Source organism: Aliidiomarina soli (genome assembly GCF_003986975.1).
Taxonomy (GTDB): Bacteria; Pseudomonadota; Gammaproteobacteria; order Enterobacterales; family Alteromonadaceae; genus Aliidiomarina; species Aliidiomarina soli.
This window is the reverse complement of the sequence record NZ_PIPO01000001.1, coordinates 287,493-307,656: the sequence shown is the minus strand read 5'-3', so window position 1 is coordinate 307,656 and position 20,164 is coordinate 287,493. Positions and strand designations below refer to the sequence as shown.

The following is a 20,164-nucleotide window of genomic DNA, read 5'->3' as shown; positions in this document are numbered from 1 at the left end:
CAGAAGCGTACTGAGGTGGCTCTTTCCCTTGGAAAACAAACTGAGCGTGCTCGTTTTACTGCGTCGCTATGCCTATACCCGTGGCGAACGTTAATATTATGTTATCGACGTTACTAAATTTACTTTCCTGCTGCAAGGCTGAAAATTGCACACTAGTCAAGTTCTGTTGGTTTGCCGTGCTCATCTGAGCGCAAGACATACTCTGCTTGAATGACCGATCTGTTCTGCAATTTGCTGCGTATATCCTGAGACTGTTAGGGAATGAGATACAAGGAGCCTGCCCATGCAAAGCATGCAGAACGAGCACAAAGCAAACCGCATTTCACTGAGTCAGATTGCCTATGTGGCGCTGACGGTGGGGGCTGCCATCTGGTTTACTGTGGATTTGATGTCAGTATGACGGTTTCCACCTTTACCCGTGATGATCTTGAGACGCTACCGAGCCGCTTTCGTGCCCGCTTGATCAATAGCCTGTCCGGCTTTAAAAGTGCCAACCTGGTTGGCACTGCCGATGATGCTGGGGTGGCGAATCTGGCGATGGTTAGCTCTGTGGTTCACCTGGGCGCTTCCCCACCCTTGTTCGGCATGGTGATGCGGCCGGAGACGGTGCGCCGTGACACCCTGAGTAATATTCGACAGCATGGCGTATGGACCCTGAACTCGGTGAGCCAGCCCATTCTGCAACAAGCACACCAAAGTTCGGCCAGCTATGACGCCGATGTGTCTGAATTTGATGCAGTGGGCCTGACAGCAGACTGGCTGCATGGTTTTGCAGCGCCGGCAGTGGCTGAATCACCATTGAGTATGGGTATTGAACTGGTCGAGATTGTACCTGTTCATCACAACCAGACCCGTTTTGTCATTGGTAAGTTAAGCTGGCTGGAGATTCGCCGGGATGTCATTCAAACCGATGGCTTCGTTGATATCGAAGCACTGGACTTAGTCGCCATTTCAGGTTTAGATGGCTACCACAGCACCAGCAAACTTGGTCGCTTACGTTATGCAGTGCCGGATGAAACCGCCGACTGGTTACCCGATGAGGGTGCTGGCGATATCAAACCGGCAGTGGATTTAACCCGTTTTAAGAGCGCCCTTCGTAGGTAGCAATCAATCGATTGCAATCAATTGCTAACAGTGGACGGGCGACGTTAGTAGAGAATCAGGCTAATCCATGGCGCACCGCTTTGAATTTGTAACCCGTATTAGCGACATTGAACCGCTCGCCTGGGACGCTCTATTTGCGCCCAATGATTACCCGTTTACCCGCCACGCGTTCTTTCAGGCACTGGAAGATGGCGCGAGTATTGGTGGACGTTCGGGCTGGCTGCCTCGGTACCTGTGTATTTATGAGGATACTGACGCCAGGTTAGTGGCCGCGGCGCCCTTCTTTATTAAGCTACATTCCTATGGCGAGTACTTTTTTGACTGGGGTATCGCTGATGCCTACGCCCAGCTTGGTCTCAATTATTACCCTAAGCTGATTTGCGCGATTCCTTTTACCCCCTGCGAAGGGCCACGGCTTGGCACTGGCGGGCAGGAATTGGAGCCTTTCTGGCCGGTAATCACTGAAGCCCTGGCTGCGCTGCAGGATGAGTATGCCTTTGCCTCGCAGCAGCTGATGTACTTGCCGCCCGCTGAGTTTTCATCGATTAGAGCAGCTGAAGACACACAAAGCTCTCAATCTAACCAAGCAGCCCCCTGGTTGCACCGCACCGATTTGCAATTTTTGTGGCACAACCGCGGCTACAGTCAGTTTGATGATTTTCTGGCTGCCCTCACCTCGCGCAAACGCAAACAGTTACGTAAAGAGCGCACGAAAGTGCGCGAACAAGGCATCCATTGTGTCTGGTTCACCGGTGAGGAGCTTCAGGCTGATAACTCAACTCATAGCTCAGACGGAGCGCTAAGCCAGTTGCAGCGGCATCTGGTTGCTTTCTATCAGCTGACCTACTTAAAGCGTTCCGGTCACCATGGCTACTTAACCCCGGAAACCTTTGCCCGCTGGCTTGCAACCATGGGCTCAAGCATTCGAGTGCTGATGGCGTTTAGTGAGAGTGATTCGCGGACTCCAGTGGCGATGAGCTTCTTTTTTGTTGGCGGCGACACCCTGTACGGGCGCTACTGGGGCTGTTTAGACGAGTTCGACTTCCTCCATTTCGAGTGCTGCTATTATCAGGGCATCGATTATTGCATTGAGCATGGCCTGCGCTACTTTGACGCCGGAGCCCAGGGTGAGCATAAACTGGCGCGCGGCTTCGAGCCGATGTTACGGCATGGCTATTTCAGTTTTGCACTGTCTGCGTCTGATCCTACATCACGGGACTTGCGCCTCGCCATAGAGGATTTCTGTCAGCGCGAACGTACTGCCCATCAACAGGCGCTGCAACAAGCTACGACCTATCTGCCGTTTCGCCGCGATTCAGACTGAGCACTGATTACTGTTGCCGCTGCAGTTCCCGGTACAAATTGAACTGCTCCAGCTGGCGCGCTTCAAGTTCGGCAAAACTGGCTAACACCAGCACTGCTGCCTCGTTGTTTAACTGCGCTTTGAGTGTGTCACGCTGTTCGTGCAGCGAGAGCAGCAGTGCTTCACGCATGGCGTCGCGATTTAGCTTCTCATCGCCATAGTTGATCACCAAATCAGTGCCTAACCAGACCAAGCCACCAGCAATCAGACTACAGCCCGGTCCACACACAGAGCCCACAGTAGCGGCACTACCTGCGGTACCAGCTCGGGCAGTAAGGCGTCCCATTATCGCGGCAAACATACGGCGCATACCGCTTCGCGCAGCAACCGCACTGCCCGGGGCTAATGCTCGGCTCATTAATAGCAGTCCGGGCGCCACGCCAGCACCAACGCCTGATTTTTGCATCAGTTCTGGGACATCCACTGACACCGGCTGCAACGCCAGGCAAAAACGCTGTGCACCAAGGCCCTCTGCCTCAAGTTCCTGACCTAAACTACGTTGATACGCCCGGGCGCCCTGCTCGATGCGTCGCAACAAGGCCGCATTGAGGCTATTTTCGGCTTCCAACATGGCGTCACTTTGACTCAGCGCGACAAAGCTGTTGATCTGCTCAGCCATCAGCTCATTAAACCCCTGTTCACCAAAACTGCCGCGCATTAAGTAGGCCAATTGGGTGTACTGGCCCAGCAGGGAGAAGTTCCAGTCTAAAAAGTCGTCCGCTGCCTGACCGATATTGGCATAGGCATCATCAACTATACGGTCAATATCTTGCTCAATTTGCAGCAATGCTGCCTGTTCCTGTTCACTACGAACTCGCTCGCTCTGGCCCTGTACCGCCGTTTCTGCGGCGGCTAAACGCTCCGGGGCGCACGGATCGACAGTCTCCCGCGACTGCTGACGTGCCTGTTCGTTTTGTTGAAACCAGCTTTGTGCATTTTCGCTGTTGAGCTCGAGAGCAAACCAGCCAATGCCTGCGGCTATCACCACAAACAACCAGCTTAAATGCGCTCGCTTGTATGTCTTTTTGTGTTCGTTTACATATAAAAATCGATTCAACCAGGCGTAACTACCCAGCAATACCAGCCAGATAAAACTCACCTGCACCGCGATGCCCAGCATCACCACCAGCCATACAGCCAGCGTCAGCCACCAGGCGGCACCAAGCGAAAGCAACTGAATGGCATGCCAGAACAGGCTATACAAGGCGGCGTTAATGCCCAGCAGCCATCCGATTAACTGCACGTCTGCACGGGCGCTTTCCACCTGATAGGCCTGGGCCATAACCTCCGCCACACTGAGATGGCGGGTATCGGGTACTTCGGTCAGCCACAGGTGGACTGCCAGCATCGCAATCACGACCAGTACCATATTCAGCAGGTGGCTCAGGCGCAGTAATACGCTGGCACTGTGTTCGCTGGTGATATGGCGTTCAATCGAAGGGCGTACCAGGCGTTGGATCAGCTGAAAAGTTAGAATAGACGCACCGAGCACCGCCCATTCCGGCCAGCTTAGCCGCGCTGCAGCACTCAATGCAGCCAGTGCTACTGCCACCGAGGCAAATGCGGTCAGCAACTGTACCCATACACTGCTCCACAGCCGCTGTCGCCAGTGGCTGTCGGTCTGCGTCACAAAGCCCAGGTACGCTCGGCGCCGCAGCAACATGACATCGGCCAGATGCCAGTACACTAAGTAGCTCGCTGCCGCTGCCACCAGCGCAAAGCCCCACGCCGACATCGTCGCCAGCGGATAGAGGGCGAATAAAAACAGGATGACCGCACTGCTTACGGTGCTAATTAGCGCGCGGGACAGCCAGTACCGAGGGATATGTTCTGAACGACTCAACAGCTTACCTTTCTATGTAAATCACGCCATGCAAATCAGGCCATGCAAATAATGCAAAAGCGAGTGACGCAAACCCATTTGCCCATTGTGGCCCCTTCATGACCCTTTGCCAACTTTTACGTAAACCACGTTGCCCTTAGCGGCAACCCTGATTATGCTTGACCTCATGCGCCGATTTTTTATTGTGATCAGTATCTTAGTTGCCCTGTTAGCGCTTGCTGCCGGGGTTGGCTATGTCTATGTAAAACAGATGCTAAGCAAACTGCCGGTGGAAAACTTAGAGTTCTCCATCGCTGGCTTTGCCTATAAGCATGTTCGTCTTGATCACCTCGAGTTTACCTATATCGACAACACTCAGGAACCGGCCCTGCGCGCCCCAGTGCGGCTGGACGATGTCTTCATTACCTGGGAGTGGCAGGCCTTCAGGCCTAATTTCCAGATTATCGAAGTCGGTCAGTTGCAAGCATCGCTGAACCAGTGGCCTACCCTGGCCAATGAAGTGGTTGGCGAACTCGTGGAAACAGATGCTGAAGATGGTTTCGAACTCGAAAAGTGGCAGCTGCCGGATGACTGGCGCATTACCGCTGACATCCCGCATCTGCTGCAAATTGAACAACTGTCGCTGGATCTTCCCTGTGCTGAACAACGCTGTCAGTATAGCGGCGAACTCTATTTTGAAAGCACCAACAAAGAACGCCTGATCGTGCCCGATGAACCTCAGGTTACCAACCTGCGCCTCAAGCTAAGCCCGTATCAGGACTTCGCAGAAATGGAGCAGCTTGACCTGTTGATCAATTATGAGGTAGCTGGAGAACTGCCCTCACTTGCAGTCAACCTACATAGTCCAGGTCACCTGCAGGTGGTCATGACCCAGCACCTTGACCGCTCCAATCGCCTGCGGGGAGAAATCGAGGCACAGTTTGAGCCCTCGGCGGTGTGGATAAGCGACCATCTGAGCCTCTGGTATCCTGAGCTTGAGCATTCCCTGCCCCCCGCCCTTGAGCTTTTTAGTGACAGCGTCAACATTGATCTGGATATACAGGCGGAGCTGCCCAATACACAGCTATCGCGCTGGCAAAACGAACTCACTGGCGCTTTGCAAGGCAGTCTGGAACTGACTAACCAGGTGATTATCGGCGTCCAGAGCAGACTTGAGCGCGGCGCTGAGATTCAGTTCAGTGGCGACACCACGCTTACGCTATTGCCCGACCTGTACCCCAACTTGCGCGGCTATCTTACGGATTCACTTGGCGATTCGCCGGGGGACACCTTCTATAGCTATGCCGCGCAGCTCAGCGAACCGGTGCGGGGTGAGTTTAGCTGGCAATTTGAGTTTCCTCCGGGCACCATACCCGCCAGCTGGCACCGGCAAGCCGATGGTCAGGCAGATTTCAACCTGACCCCGGCTAACTGGTTGCAGCTGGATAATATCGGTCGAATTCGTCCGCAGGCCTCAGGTGAAGTCCATTTTACCGCCGGCCAACTGGCTCACCTCGATTTACTGGCTGAAGGTAAATTTGAAGCGACTGAGATGACCGATGCCCTGGCTGAACTAGGCCTGCAACCCGGTACCCTGAACTGGAGTGTGCATGCTCAAAGCGAAAACCAGCTCGATCTAAACGCTCTTCCGGTGCTGCTGGAACTGCAAAGTCAAGGGGCTACCGATGTCAGCCTCGATAGCCGGCTGCTGCTTAATATTGATAGCGACAATGGTACCCTGGCAGCCCATAGCGAGCATGGTTTGTTGTCACTGCGTCAGGCCGCGATGCAAATAGGCGATGCACAGCTAACCGAGCTTACCTTGCGCGTTCCTTTTACCCTGCAGCTTAGCCCTGAGCTGGTATTGCAACTGAGCAGCGAGACACCCGCCGCTGGCTCGACTTCGCTGCGCCTTCCCTTGCAGGACGATGACATTGAATTACCTGCGGTGAGCCTTGAACTCGCTAACTGGATCTGGCGTAGCGACTTAGGTGACGCCGAAGGGCTGAGCCAGAGCAGCTTTCAGTCTGACATCGATCTCAATGCTGATGCTGTGGTTGCTCCGGGTATCAACGCGATTAACTGGCGCTGGTATGGCGCACTGCAGAGCCAGCCTTTAGCGCCCGCTCCCTTAGCCAACCTTGACGGGCGCCTGACCAACAGCGCCGGCCTGGTACTGCGCAATCAATCTGATCTGGCTGCCGAGAATCTAGTCGTCGACTGGCAGCTGACCGATATATTCTGGCTCGCCGGCAACCCGATTGCGGGGACTCTTGCAGACTGGCCAGAACTGGTTAGCCTCGAACGTGGACGCGGCCGTGCGGCTGGCCAGCTGACCCTGCCACTGGATGGCAGCGCGCCACAGCTCACCGCTACTGCGGCGCTCAGTGACACCGCCGGCATTTATGACACCATTGACTTTGGCGGCGCCAATGCCGATCTTGAACTAAGCACCGATTTTGAGACCCTTGAGGTGGCCCTCTCCAACGCTTCCCTGCAGCGCATTCAGTTCGGTCTGCCAATGGGACCTGCGCGATTTGCCTTCAATTACAGTGCCTCAATTGACCAGCTGTTGGCTGGTCAGCTCGAACTCACCGACAACCAGCTGAGCTTGTTAAGTGGTGATATTGGCATTGAAAACCGGATTTACGATTTAAGCCGTGATGAAATAACGCTGCAGGTAGACATTACTCAGCTTGACCTGCAACAGCTGCTAAGCGAGTACCCCGCTACTGATATTCACGGTCAGGGTCTGATTTCCGGTGCTATTCCAATCCGTTGGCGTGCCGGGCAAGGCTTTATGGTCGATGACGGGCGTATTCATGCGCTGGCACCCGGGGGCGTTATTCAGTACCGTGCTGAACGGGCGCAGCAGCTGCGTGAAACCAACCAGGCGTTGCGCATCGTAATGGACGCTCTGGATGACTTCCATTACTCTGTGCTCGAAGGCGGCGTTAGCTACAATGAAGATGGAACGCTGGAACTTGCCTTATCGATTGAGGGTCAGAACCCTCAGTTAGAAGGTGGGCGCCCGGTGCGCCTTGATATCACGATTGCCGAGGATTTACCGGCGCTGCTGGCCAGCCTGCAGTTGACCAACCAGCTCAATAACCTGATACAGGAACGTGTGCAACAGCGCTTAATTGAAAGCCTGCGCTAAGCACTCACCGCTTTAACTGGCGTTTACACAAGAGAGGACGCATGAAAAAACTTGCACTAGGAAGTCTGGCCCCGGCCTGCCTGGGCGTGCTGATGATGTCAGGCTGCACACCCACGGTTCAGGTTGCTGCCCCCAGCGAACCCATTCATATCAATCTTAATGTACGTATTGAACACGAGATTTATATTCGTGTAGCTGAAGAACTGGATTCAATCTTCAGCGGTTCAAGCGGGTTATTTTAAGGAGCATTTGTCATGACCACGAGTAAATACGGCCTGTTTGGCACTTTTTTCCTATCACTATTAGTAGTGATGGCTAGTTTGTCTGCGTCAGCACAGGGCCAGATGAGCCTGCAGGAAGCAATGTCTGAACTGGGCGCAGCGAAAGAACAGGGCTTCCTTGGTGAACGCCAAAATGGGTATCTTGGTGTAGTCCAAACAGGCGAAAATGCGGAGCAGATAGCAGATTTGATTAATGATGCACGTCGTGCCGAGTATACTCGCATCGCAGAGCAAAATAACATTGCAGTATCCGATGTTGAGGCAATGGCGGGCAAACGCGCGATCGAACGCACATCCGCGGGGCATTATATTGAAGTCGATGGAGACTGGGTCGTTAAACGCTGACAATAAACGCGGGAAGTATTTCTTGCGACTTGTCAGTTAGATACAAACCTTCGCAACTTCTTTACAGTTGATCCCCACAAGGGCACCTATACTTCCCCGTAGAGTGCCCTTGTTTTTACCCTTCGCACGGCTCAAAGCAATGGTAGCTCTGGCAACACAAATGGTGTTCAGAAAGGAGACTAACCATGAAGATGACACACGGACGGCTTCGCTCAAGCTGGTTATCATGGAGTAACGTACTCTATGGCATGTTAACTCTGCTCGCATTGGTTCTTTTTATGCGAGATGCTCAGGCAAACGAGGCCTTAGGGTCTTTTATAACCTTACTGAATTAGCTTCTGGCTTGTTGTATCAGATTTTGTTGTAGTTGACTCTGTTGTACCAAACGCAGTATTCCCGCCGCGGCGCAGGCGTCGTCTAAGGCACGGTGATGGCGAACCAGTTCGATTCCCAACTGCTCACACAAGCGCCCCAGTGAGTAGGATGCTAACCCTGGGAATTGTTTTCGCGCCATTCGCACCGTGCACAGTTTCGGAAGATTAAGACGGCGTCCTGCCCGCTCCATTTCCCGCTTCAGAAAACCGTAATCAAAATTCACATTATGGGCGACAAAAATAGCGTCCTGACAGAACTCATCGATCGCCTCAGCCACGGCTTCAAACACCGGCGCATCCGCCACCATCTCGTTGCTGATGCCTGTCAGTTCAGTAATCCGTGCGGGAATGTAACGCTGTGGATTGACCAGCGATTGCCAGCGGTCGACCACCTGACCATTAATGACCTTCACCATGCCAACTTCTGTCACCCGATGGCTGCTATGGTTACCACCCGTAGTTTCCACATCAACCACAACGTAAGCCTGGTCGGGGTTATACATCCACTCTACCCGCCGGATCGCAACCTCAAAGCCCGCCTTTTTCAGGCACTGCAACGTAATCAGCTGATTGCGTCGTAAGCTGTCGCCGGGTGCTTTTATTTCTTCAAAACGCAAACCTTGCTCATCGAGCACCATTAAATCCGCGAAGCCATCACTGAGTTGATGGTAGTCCCGAGCCATCGCGCGCAACACTGCCTGGGTTTGCACAACAGGTGCTTGCGTCAGTAAGGGCTTTATTAGTTCAAGCAGTGATTGGTGCCAGCTAAAGACACCATTGACCTGACCATAATGCCGGGTGCTAACCTGCAGCACATGGGTAAGCCACTGTTGCGGCGTTTGCAGCTGCGCCAGCCTGGCTTCTATCTCGTGCTCCAGCTCAGCGTAGAAGGTATTCTGTTTCAGTAGCCGCGGCAGCCAGTCGAATTCATTGCTGACACCCGCTTTCGGGTTCTGATATAACTCCGGCCAAAAGGTCAGTCCGAACAACGCCCGCCATAACACGTTTTCACTGCGCAGAGCTGTGATGCCCTGACGCTCGTAATAGGCGCAAACGCCTTGCTCGACATGGCTGACATAGGCTTCATCGAGCGGGATAGGCGCGCTGCTGTCGCGCAGCATATCGGTCAGCATGCTGGTCCGTTTGCGATGGAACTTACGTTGATAAAAATCCACCGCAAACACATACAGCGTTTCACTGTCGGGGTCATCGATAATAGCTTCGAGTTCGCTTTTGACCTGTTCTTTCCAACCTTGCTGATATTCAAGACGCAGCCGCTTTTCCACTGCATCGGCCGCCCGCGAGTGCTTGAGGATCTGAATTGAGTAATGATCATCATGCTGCTCAAGCGGGCTTTGCAGCAGACGTTTTGCCAGTTGCCAGTAAAAACGATCCCGCGCCTCCAGTACACTGGCTATACGATTCGTCGTTGCCGGATTTTCCTCCAGCATGGCAATGAATTCATCCAGTGCTTGATCCTGGGTGTTTTTCAGACTCAACCCAAGCCAGCGATAATAAAACTGACCACGCGCTTCGTCAGCGCTAGTAAAACGTGCCTGGGCCTCATGGGACAGTTGACGGGTACGCATGACGCCCAAATCGCGCATCGATAGCTGATTCAGCCGCGCCCGCACATTGCCAAAATACAGAAACAGGAAATAGGCCAGCCGTTGTTCCTGCTGCTGCTCAAGATACTGTTCGTTCAGCCAGTCTTCACTAGCACTAAACACCGCATGTGCCTGAGCAAACTCAAACCAGAGCGCTTTCTTCGCCGACTTTGCTGGTGCTTTTTGCGGGCTCTCAGCCAGTAAACTCTGCAGTTCAGCTTTGTTCAGCTGTTCGAGTAAGCGTGCAAAACCAGTTTCAGAAACATCATTGACTAATCCGGCAGCAAACAGCTCATTCAGACCCGCGCGAGGGTTATCAATCTCTTCATAGCTCAGCGAGTCTCGCCGCACATACACCGACTGTCGATTATAGATACGCACCAGGACCAACTGCGCATCGTGACTAAGCGCTTTGAATTCTGCAATAAAGTCTTTATCAGCAGCATTTAACAGGTGCGCACAGGGCCCTTCCAGATAGCCCAGAAATTCATAGAAATGGTCAAGATAATAGGTAGGTGGCAAAGTTTTCATCGCGCTATTTTACCACATTCAACATTCAAGCGCGGGGCTTGAACGTTGAATTGGTAAGACCATTCAATGATCGAGCCCCGCGCTTGAATGTTGAATCAGAGGTGGAGACGGCCAGCGCGGAGGGTTCGGCGTTGGACGCTTTGGTGGAAGACGTGCCAGTCGGGCACGACCATGGTCAGCTGCTTTTTGGCGCGGGTGACGCCGGTGTAGACCAGCTCCCGACAAAGCACTGGGTTGTCCTGCTCTGGTAACACCATCACCGTATGAGTGAATTCCGAGCCCTGAGACTTATGCACTGTCATCGCAAACACCGTCTGCACTTCGCGTAACCGACTGGGCAGGATCCAGCGCAAGGTGTTGTCGCTATCGACAAAGACCACCCGTTTTCGTCCATCGCGCGGCGACACCAGTACCATGCCAATATCACCGTTACGCAAATTGAGGCTATAGTCATTTTCAGTGATCATCACCGGGCGTCCTTCATACCATTGCTCACTCGCCTGGTTAGCCCCATTCCCCTTCTCAGTCGCTAGTGCGGGCTGAAGTGGTTCAGATTCTCCGGCAGCTGTCTTTTTAAGCGTCTGCAATGCCGATTTTAACCAGCGTTCGATTTGCGCATTTAAACCAGCCACCCCAAACTCACCTTCGCGCACCGGGGTTAGCAGTTGAAAATTGCTGTAACCGGCCAGTACTGAGCGCGCCCAGGTGTCGATGTCATCGTCGCTGGCCTGCGCATCCGGACGCTGTTTAATTTGCTGCAAATAACCACTGAAACCTTGCACACACAGACGGCGCAGGTCTTCAGTCAATGCTGGTTGCTGCTGAGCAAAAAGTTGTCGCTGACTCACAGTTTCCGTCCCCGTGCTCTGCAATACCGCAATGTCACTGAATGAGTTGGCGGTCTGTTGCTCATGGGAAGCCCCTGCCGCCTCAGCCGCCTGCGAACCCAGCAATAGCTGCGCCGCCCGTTTACTGTCGCCAGCGTTAATCGCATACGCCAGATGGCCAACGCCGCTACGACCATCGAAGCGCCGGCTGACCCGCAACATGACGACATGCTGCAGATAGGACGGGCCGTCAGCGGCACGCAAAAAATCAGGTAACGGGGTGTCGCTGAATGACTGCAGGTAGTCGAAGCTTTGTTGGTTGTAACCGCCCTGCTCGGCACCCTGACAAAGCTGGCCCAGCACCGCTCCCGCTTCCACTGACGCCAGCTGGTCTTTGTCACCAAGCAAAATAAGCTGAGCATGAGCCGGTAAGGCCTCCAGAGTCGCGTCCATCAGTTCGATATCGACCATGCTCGCCTCATCGACTACCAGTACATCCAGGCTTAACGGGTTGCCCCGGTGATGACGAAATTTTCGCGTACCCTGCTGCACGCCAAGCAACTTATGCAAGGTCGAGCTATCGCTCTCGATGCGCTGCAGTACCTGTTGCCACTCACTCAGTTCAGTACTTTGCTGCATCTCGTGCAATGCGTTACTAATAGATTCTTTAAGGCGCGCCGCAGCTTTTCCGGTCGGCGCTGCCAGTCGGATCCGTAATGGCTCGGCGGCCAAACGCTGCAACATCGCCAACAAACGCACCACAGTATAGGTTTTACCGGTACCAGGGCCACCAGTGATTACACTGAAACGACTGCGCAACGTATTAGCACACGCCAGCTTCTGCCAGTTAACCCGCTCTATGCCTGTCGGACTGCTGGTAGTCGAATCAGCAGCGTGCGGAAACAGCTCATCCAGCGCCTGTTGCAGGGTTTCTGCAGCGATATCAGGGGCCCGCGATCCTTGTCCGGATAGCTGCATACGCTCCTGCAACGCTGACGCTATGCGCGCTTCATAATGCCAATAGCGACGCAGATACAGCGCACCATGCTGATAAACCAGCGGTGTCACGTCAGTTTGCGGGCTATCTGCGACGGCTTCAGATGCGCTAAGTGCGCCCTCCAGGTCGGCTTCGGTGGTCACGCCTAGCCGGGTCAACAACTGCAATGGCGAAACAAGCTCGTGCTCCTCATCAGTGAAGCGGCTGTGCGCGGGCGGTAAATTTAATAACAGCTGCGGACTGCCGAATAGTTCTTTGAGCGGCAGGCAAACATGGCCTCGCCCGACCTGATGCGACAACAACACAGCCAGTACCAGCACGCGCTCATCCGCTACCTGCTCAGACTGTAAAAACCGCGCCAGATTCAAGTCCAGTGCGCGGATCCAGCCGGCGTTGTACCAGGCTTCAAGCTCAGTCAACGCAGTCCCCTCGTTATATACATCATTACTTACCACCTTATTCATAAGGTCGGCTCCGTCTCATTAACCGCCAGCAGATACTGCTCCAGCTCTTCGATCAGTTCCCGCGACGGCTTGTCGGTAAACGCCCCTCGCGATAATGCGTTATGCCCACGCAGGAACAGGTAAAGCACACCGCCAACATGGCTGTCGTAATCATAGGCATCACCTAGCCGGGTTTTTAACAGCTTGTGTAAAGCCAGGCTATAGAGCACGTACTGCATATCATAACGGCTCCCGAGTATCTTCTCGCGCATCGCTTCGTCGGTGTAGGCGCTGTCATCCGCGCCAAGGTAATTGGATTTGTAATCAGCCACGTAATAACGCCCCTCGTGCTCAAACACCAGGTCAATAAAGCCTTTTAGCATGCCGTTGAGGTAGTTGGGCTGCAGCGCCGGGCGCGCAAATTCGCTTAGTACGTGTTTCGAGACCAAGTTATCGAGGCGCTCGGCACTAACCCCGCGCACCCCAAACCAAAACTCAGGTTCCGCTTTGTAGGCTGTTAAATCAGCCAGTCGTACGCTCGATGCAGCAGAAACCGACGTACTTTCCGCGGGTAACGGAAACTCAAGCTGCAAATACTGTTGCAACCAGCCATCCAGCTGCTGACGACGCTCTTTCCACTGACCATGTCTGCAACGTTTGTCGAGCAAAGCTTCACGCACCTCTGCATTCTGCGCCACATTGGCAAACCCCAGCTCCGCGGCATCTTCGAACAGGTTATGCAGGAAGGTCCCCGGCCCTGCTCCACGCGGTAAATCGTGGATTTGAACATGGCGCTGGTCGCTACCAGGCTGAACCGGCCCTGCCAGCGAACCTGCCCCCTCAAGGTCATCGGCATCGTCCAATAAATTTGCTTCGAGCGCGGTTTCCGGCTCGCGCAACGCGCCGTATTTCAGTGCCGAGTAACTGGCGATCCACCAGGGTTCGAAACGATGATTGGTTGGCATCCTGCAATACGAAGGGGCACTGATTTCTGCGGCCGGTGCCTGCCAATGCTCACTGCTAGCCTCAGGTTGAGTCATCAGGGCCACTGCGTCTGATTTCCCCCAGGTTTTCGCCGCTTGTTGCAGTAGACTGTTCGCATCTGATGCATCTACTTGATCTGCTAATGCCAGGTACGCCAACGCACTCTTCTGCCATTCACTGACCGGCGCCAAGCTAGCCCAGCAGGCATATTTTGACCGTGTTAGTGCCACATACAGGTGGCGGATCTCTTCGCCTAAACGCTCCTCGTCGGCACGAGCCAGTTGTTGCTCGGTTGGTTTGCTGCTGTGCAGGCGCCGCCCGTCGTCATCGTGAAAATGAACCACCGGCCGTTTCTTGCTGATCGGCTTGCTGTCACTGCTGAACGGTAAAAAGACCAGTGGATATTCGAGTCCTTTTGACTTATGCACGGTGACTATCTGGACCAGCTCGGAATCACTTTCCAAACGCACCGTTTGCTCATCGGCACCATCGTCGTCGCTTTGGTAAATTTTATCCTGCAGGTAACGCAGCAAGGCTTGTTCACCGTCTAACCGACTGGCAGCCTGCTGCAATAACTCAGCAAGATGCAACAGGTCGGTGGTGTCACGCTCGCCGCCCACCTGAGCCAATAGGCGGCTGGCAATATCGAAGTCATGAATAAGCTGATGCAGCATGGCCAGGACCCCTTGCTGCTGCCACACCTGCGCCAACTGATAACATTGTTCGACCCGTCTGTCCCAGGCCAGATCGTCATGTTGCAACCGTTCCAGCTCTTCCAACGGTACCGCGAGCAAGCCGCTATAGAGTGCATTCGTCAGTGCCTGGCGCTGACCCGGATGGGCACAGGCATGCAAAATGCTCAGCACATCTTTGGCTACCGCCGTATCAAATACTGAGTTTCGATCGGACAGAAATACACTGGCAACGCCACGACGACGCAGGCTCTGTTGCACCATGTAGCCCTGCACGCGACTGTTAACCAGCACCGCCATATCAGCACTACGTAACGGACGAAAGCCTTTGCTTTCATCCTCAATGCCGCTCTGTCCCTGGCTCGCACTATTGAGCAAATGCACAATATAGCTGGCACAACTTTCCGCCTGGGTAGTGCCGTAGGCTTCTTTGCTTAACGCCTTTTGCTCGTTCTGGCTATTAAGACTGGTCCACAGGGTCAACGCTTTTTCTGCAGGCTGCCCATCAATCACCAGATGTGATGTCTGACCCTGAGCCTCGACCGCCACAAAAGGCACCTCGTTATCTCGTTTCCCGTTGCGTTCGCCATTAAACAGGAACGCCTTCTTCGGTTGGCGTTCCTCCGCCGCCAGAAAAATCTGATTGCTCGCCTCCACCATGCTGCTGGTCGAGCGAAAATTACGTGCCAAGGTGAAGTGGCGCCCTTCAGTATCCCGCCGTGCCTGCAGGTAGGTAAAAATGTCAGCGCCCCGAAACGCATAAATCGCTTGTTTAGGGTCGCCTATCAGGTACACCGCAACATCCTCGCGTTGCTGACGAAGCTGGTACACCGCATTGAAAATCGCGTACTGATCCGGATCCGTGTCCTGAAATTCATCGATCATCGCCACCGGATACTGGGTGCGGACTAAGTCCGCCAGGGTGTCACCCGCGTCCCGCTGCAATGCTTTGCGACACTGCTCGATAATGTCATCAAAGCCCATCAGCGCCAGCTGCTGCAGCTTATCGCTAAAGCGCTGCTTGACCCACTGTGCAGCATGGCTCAGTAATTCTTCGCGAATGCCGGCCGCCCCTTTGGCTAATTCCGCCAGCGCCACCGTCTGGTCCAGAAATGGCAAATCAGCCACAGGCTCGCTGATCAGTTCAGCAAAGCCCGCACTCGAATAATTGGTCACCAGCGCATCACTAACCGGGGGCAAAGCGTTCAATGCCTCCTGTTCATCCAGGTCCAGCCAGCTTTCAATGGCATGCATTCGCGTCCGCACCAGTTTACTACTGAGCTTGCGCTTGTTAGTAAGCCAGCCATTGGCCTCGGCCTGGTCGACATAGTCATACAGGGCCGGTAAATACTGTTGCCACGCCTTATAGGCCTCGCCTACCGCGCGCTCGTAGTCGGCCTGCTTTTGCCCCCGCAGCGCCGTAATATCGATCGGCTCTGGCTGGCCATCAGCAACCTGCCCCCAGACACTGTAAATCAGACTCAGTAGTGACTCTGGTGAGTTCGCCACCGCCGCCACCGCCAGGTAATCCTGTTCGCGTAGTGGGTAGACAAAGTTGCGCCAGTAATCACGGGCCGCATCCAGTTTAAATTGACTTAGCTCGGTGGTGAGCTCCTGGCTAAACAAACTACCACTGCTAAAGGCATGCTCGCGCAACAAGGTCTGACACCAGCTGTGAATAGTTTTAACGCTCGCTTCGTCCATCCACTCACTGGCCACCTGCAACGCCTGAGCACACGCCGGCCATTTTTCTTCCGCATAGCTGTCACGCAACGCATCCAGTACCGGGTCGTCGCTGCTGCCACCAGCCGACTGACGAAACCAGTGGGCCGATTCAACCAGACGCCGGCGAATACGGTCTTTCAGCTCTGCCGTCGCCGCTTTGGTAAAGGTCACCACCAGAATATTCGGCGGAAGCAAGGGTTCAGGCCGCACCGCCGCCGTGTCTTTACTGTCAATATGAGCAAGAATAAAGCGCACGTAGAGCGCCGCAATGGTGTAGGTTTTACCGGTTCCGGCACTGGCCTCAATCAGTGCGCTACCAGTTAATGGCAGCTGCATTGGGCTGGAAAGCTGTTTGCTGGACACAGTCGCACTCATTCGGCATCCCCCTGGATCGTCGCGCCTTGCATTGCTTCAATAAAGGGCAGATAAAGTTCCTCGGCAACGCTGGCAAAGCCCGCGTCGAGCAAATCCTGACCTTGCGGGAAAAAGCGCGCCAGATAGGGCAAGCTGTCACGTTCGGCGGCGCTATAACGACCTCCCTCATAGGCTTGCAGCAAGGCTTTTTCGGCCAGTGGTAACTTTTCCTCTTCCCGCTCCGTATTCAGCCACTGCCAGGCCAGCGATAAAGCAACCGGTAATGGCGTCAGCAACGCCTGGTCCAATTGCTTACCCAAAGCCTGCAATTGCGCCTGAGCAGTCGCTGCAGACTGAGCCGGTAAGCTAATACTGGCGCCATCGCCAATTAATACACTGCTAAGCTGCACATTATCGCCCACAACAACCTGAGCAACTAAGTGCTGCAGCCATAATGGCAAAGCATGGCGTGGTATTGCAGTCGCACTCTTTTTCTTGATATCCGCCACTTTGCTGACTTTCACCAGCAGTTGGGTCACCTGCGCGGGTTGATCGGGATTCTGGTACAACTGACCCAATTCACCCTGCAACTGATAATTGCCCAGCATCATATCAAATGGCTGCGCGGCTAAGGGCTTAAAGCCCGCATGCCAGTACCCACGCAACCGTTCAGCAATAGCGTCTGCCTTGTCACTTAGCGTCTGTTGCAATAAATCGGCCTCAAACGAGAGTGGCAGCTGGGCGCGCCGACGAATACGGCTAAAACACTGGCGCACCACCTGCGCACTGTGTTCGCTGTTCTCGCCTCCCATCGGCGTTGTTGCCAGCAATGTAGTGACCAGCTCGTGCTTTACTTTCCACTCATCCAGTTTGTTAAAACTAAAGGTTTCATCATCAAATGACTCACTGCTTAAGTTGTCCAGTCGCACCCCGAGCCGTTTGCGCGCAAACAGCTCAGCAGGTTGTTTCAGGAGCAGTTCCAGCTCGAACAGACTGAACGATGATTCAGCCTGATACGGCGGTAGCACTGGCATTTTCTCAGCGTTGTCGCTTACTAACGCAGGATTCTGATTACCGGTCATATGAACAGCCGCCCATTCCCGTGCGTAGGTAAAATAATAGTCGCCGGCAGGCTCAGTGCGCGCAAAATAAGCAGCCGAGAACGGCTGCAAGCGATGGCTTTGCGTCAGTTGCTGGCTTGGCAATGACTGCTCACCGTCCGCCCCTACGTCAGCCGCAGTCGACCAGCCCAGATCCAGATGGTCCTGCAACTGGCCTATCAGCACCGAAGGCGGCAGTTCAGTATTGTCCTGCGCGCTCATGCCGACCCAGCTGATATACAGCTGTTCACGGGCTGACAACAAGGCTTCTAAAAAGAGGTAGCGGTCGTCCTCTCGACGGGACCGGTCGCCTGGCTGATAATGGCCAACCATCAGATCAAAGTCGGCTTTAGTCACGCTGCGTGGGTAGTCGGCATCGTTCATACCGAGCAGACAGACCTTGCTAAAGGGAATTGCGCGCATCGGCATCAGGGTCGAAAAATTCACCGCCCCGGCCATAAAACGCTGATTGAGACTGCCTTCATCGATGCCCGACAACCACACTTCCTGCACAATGTTGTACCTGAGGTCGCCATTGAAACTGGCCTCGTTAACGCTCTCCAGCCAGCTATCAAGGCCATCTCGCAGCCGGTTCAGCAACAGCCGTTCGCTGTCTTCATTGGCACGGAACAAATCATCCAGCAGGCCCTGTAATAACGGGTGCCATTCTGCCGCACTGCGACTTTGCGCCAGTGCCTGCCAGTAATGCTCAAGCACGCGTACTAATTCAGCCAGCGCCCCGGCGGCCTGGGCCTGCATTCCGGCCACTTCGCTGTAGGGTTCAATGCCCTGCCAGGGTTCACCCTCGACATCACCAGCGGCATAGCCATAGAGCATACGTTTTAATGCAAACAGCCAGCTGTTTTCCTGATAGCTGATTTCAAGTCCCAGTGACTGTCGGTGCAAAGCCTGTAAGCCCCAGCGTGCCCCAGCTTCAGCAGACCACTGTTGCAACAATTCGACGTCTTTGTGCTGCAGGCCAAAGCGTTGCTGCAAGGCCGGTACATGCAGCAAATCAAAAATATCACTATGGGTAAAGCGTTGCTGTGGCGCAGCCAGCACCAGGTCCAGTGCAATCAACATCGGGTTACGGTGGCGCTGGCCCTGATCGGCAATGGTATACGGAATGTAGCGTTTATCGTTACGCTGCAAACGACCGAACACTGCATCAATATAGGGGGCGTAGTTATTGATGTCCGGCACCATCACCATCACATCACGTGGTTGTAACTGCGGATCGCTGGCGAAGGCTGCAAGCAACTGATCATGCAGTACCTCGACCTCGCGTTGCGGGCTATGGCAGCGATGGAAGGCGATCGAACGGTCGTTAGCAGCCAGTTGCTGGCCCCACATTTGTTGAGTCTCATGCAACGGACGTAAATGCAGAATGTCGCTTTGCAATTGCTGCAATAGATTTTGCGGTTCGCTTTCGCTAAAGAGATCAAAGCGCAAGTCAGCAAACTCGCCTTCAACCTGACGGGTTTCGTCGAACTCATCAAGCAAGCGAATGTAGTCCCGCCCTTGTTTACCCCAGGATGCCAGCAGCGGGTGCGCATGCAAATGCAACTGGTCACCCTCCACCTGATCTAAACTGGCGCCTTTATTGGCATGCCGCGCCAGCAGGTTTTTACCAAACAACTCACGGCCGTCAATGATATCAGCCCAGTGGTACTGACACGGGTTATGCACACACAGCATCACCTGGCAGACCCCTTTCAGCGCATGCAGCACCTCCAGCGTTTGCCGCGGCAGCGAGGAGATACCAAACACAATCACCCGCGGCGGCAAGCCCGCCGGACAGGCATCCAGCGCCTGAGCCTGTTCTATAAAGCGACGGTGCAAGGCGGCCCGGTTGCTGCAGATTTCTTCAATGCCGATATCCGCAACCAACGCACGCCACAGTGCGGGTTGCCAGCGTTGGTTTTGGTCTAAAGGCAATGCCTGCCCTTTTTCCAGCAACACGTCGTCACCACGGGTCCAGGCGTCGAGCCATTCAGCGCGGTAGACCTGGTACTGGTCAAGTAGGTCGGCCAGTTTATCGCTGAGCTGGAACAGCTTGCGCTGATCACTGTCATCGGCGACATAGTTTTGTAACTGGGCGAAGATGGGATCTGACTGCATCAGATCTGGCAGCAGACGCATCAAACGCCAGCGCAAGCGGTCTTTGTCATACGGCGAATGACGTGGAATATCGTCACCAAGTACCGCACGGTAGGCACGCCAGACGAACCGCGCAGGCAGGGTTACATCGAGCATGGTAGCGATGCCGGTCGTCGTCGCCAGCTCTGTTTTAAGCCATTGGGCGATACCATTGGATTGCACCAGAATGGCTTCTTCCTGTAAAGGCGCCAGCGGATAGGCAGCCATCAGCTTAACTGCGACTTCAGTCAGATCTTCTAAACGATGGCTGTGAGCCGCGATAAACCCGGGCGTTAAGCTGTGCATGCGTGTCCTT

At 54.3% G+C, this 20,164-nt stretch carries 10 protein-coding genes; 5 read left to right on the top strand and 5 right to left on the bottom strand.

Features of this window, described 5'->3' with window-relative positions; genetic code table 11:
• The first annotated feature begins 396 nt into the window (after positions 1-396).
• Entirely contained in the window at positions 397-1,104 is a 708-nt protein-coding gene (locus CWE14_RS01485; RefSeq protein ID WP_126797752.1) for a flavin reductase family protein, read from the top strand.
• 67 nt (positions 1,105-1,171) lie between these two features.
• Positions 1,172-2,428 carry a GNAT family N-acetyltransferase gene (locus CWE14_RS01480; RefSeq protein ID WP_126797751.1) on the top strand — a complete coding sequence of 419 codons (1,257 nt, stop codon included), beginning with the start codon at positions 1,172-1,174 and terminating at the stop codon, positions 2,426-2,428.
• A 7-nt stretch (positions 2,429-2,435) separates the two neighbouring features.
• Here CWE14_RS01480 and CWE14_RS01475 read toward each other — a convergent pair whose 3' ends face one another.
• The gene (locus CWE14_RS01475; RefSeq protein ID WP_126797750.1) at positions 2,436-4,310 is read right to left on the bottom strand and encodes a hypothetical protein; all 1,875 of its coding nucleotides are present in this window, start codon (positions 4,308-4,310) and stop codon (positions 2,436-2,438) included.
• A 166-nt stretch (positions 4,311-4,476) separates the two neighbouring features.
• On the opposite strand from CWE14_RS01475, the gene CWE14_RS01470 reads away from it, so the two are divergent.
• Genes CWE14_RS01470 through CWE14_RS01460 form a run of 3 tightly spaced genes read left to right on the top strand, consistent with a single transcriptional unit; the run spans position 4,477 to position 8,075 of the window.
• Complete coding sequence (locus CWE14_RS01470; RefSeq protein WP_157981763.1) at positions 4,477-7,449, top strand: intermembrane phospholipid transport protein YdbH family protein; 2,973 nt, start codon at positions 4,477-4,479, stop codon at positions 7,447-7,449.
• Between the two features lie 41 nt (positions 7,450-7,490).
• A complete protein-coding gene (locus tag CWE14_RS01465) occupies positions 7,491-7,691 on the top strand; it encodes a YnbE family lipoprotein (RefSeq protein ID WP_126788209.1) in 201 nt (66 codons plus the stop codon).
• A gap of 12 nt (positions 7,692-7,703) precedes the next feature.
• The gene (locus tag CWE14_RS01460) at positions 7,704-8,075 is read left to right on the top strand and encodes a YdbL family probable chaperone protein (RefSeq protein WP_198676508.1); all 372 of its coding nucleotides are present in this window, start codon (positions 7,704-7,706) and stop codon (positions 8,073-8,075) included.
• 331 nt (positions 8,076-8,406) lie between these two features.
• On the opposite strand, the gene CWE14_RS01455 is transcribed toward CWE14_RS01460, so the two are convergent.
• From CWE14_RS01455 to recC, 4 genes are all read right to left on the bottom strand, one after another.
• The gene (locus tag CWE14_RS01455; protein ID WP_126797748.1) at positions 8,407-10,587 is read right to left on the bottom strand and encodes an exonuclease domain-containing protein; all 2,181 of its coding nucleotides are present in this window, start codon (positions 10,585-10,587) and stop codon (positions 8,407-8,409) included.
• 95 nt (positions 10,588-10,682) lie between these two features.
• Positions 10,683-12,875, bottom strand: a complete 2,193-nt coding sequence (gene recD, locus CWE14_RS01450) for an exodeoxyribonuclease V subunit alpha (RefSeq protein ID WP_126797747.1) — start codon at positions 12,873-12,875, stop codon at positions 10,683-10,685.
• Positions 12,872-16,630: an exodeoxyribonuclease V subunit beta gene (gene recB, locus CWE14_RS01445; protein ID WP_126797746.1), complete on the bottom strand. Its 3,759-nt coding sequence runs from the start codon at positions 16,628-16,630 to the stop codon at positions 12,872-12,874. Before recB ends, recD begins: the two co-directional genes overlap by 4 nt.
• On the bottom strand, positions 16,627-20,154 hold the full coding sequence (gene recC, locus CWE14_RS01440; protein WP_126797745.1) for an exodeoxyribonuclease V subunit gamma: 3,528 nt from the start codon (positions 20,152-20,154) through the stop codon (positions 16,627-16,629). Before recC ends, recB begins: the two co-directional genes overlap by 4 nt.
• Positions 20,155-20,164 lie beyond the last annotated feature (10 nt).

Coding starts and splice junctions, on each gene's coding strand:
- CWE14_RS01485 (WP_126797752.1), top strand. CDS start 397: ATGACGGTTTCCACCTTTACCCGTGATGATCTTGAGACGCTACCGAGC.
- CWE14_RS01480 (WP_126797751.1), top strand. CDS start 1,172: ATGGCGCACCGCTTTGAATTTGTAACCCGTATTAGCGACATTGAACCG.
- CWE14_RS01470 (WP_157981763.1), top strand. CDS start 4,477: ATGCGCCGATTTTTTATTGTGATCAGTATCTTAGTTGCCCTGTTAGCG.
- CWE14_RS01465 (WP_126788209.1), top strand. CDS start 7,491: ATGAAAAAACTTGCACTAGGAAGTCTGGCCCCGGCCTGCCTGGGCGTG.
- CWE14_RS01460 (WP_198676508.1), top strand. CDS start 7,704: ATGACCACGAGTAAATACGGCCTGTTTGGCACTTTTTTCCTATCACTA.
- CWE14_RS01455 (WP_126797748.1), bottom strand. CDS start 10,587: ATGAAAACTTTGCCACCTACCTATTATCTTGACCATTTCTATGAATTT.
- recD (WP_126797747.1), bottom strand. CDS start 12,875: ATGAATAAGGTGGTAAGTAATGATGTATATAACGAGGGGACTGCGTTG.
- recB (WP_126797746.1), bottom strand. CDS start 16,630: ATGAGTGCGACTGTGTCCAGCAAACAGCTTTCCAGCCCAATGCAGCTG.
- recC (WP_126797745.1), bottom strand. CDS start 20,154: ATGCACAGCTTAACGCCCGGGTTTATCGCGGCTCACAGCCATCGTTTA.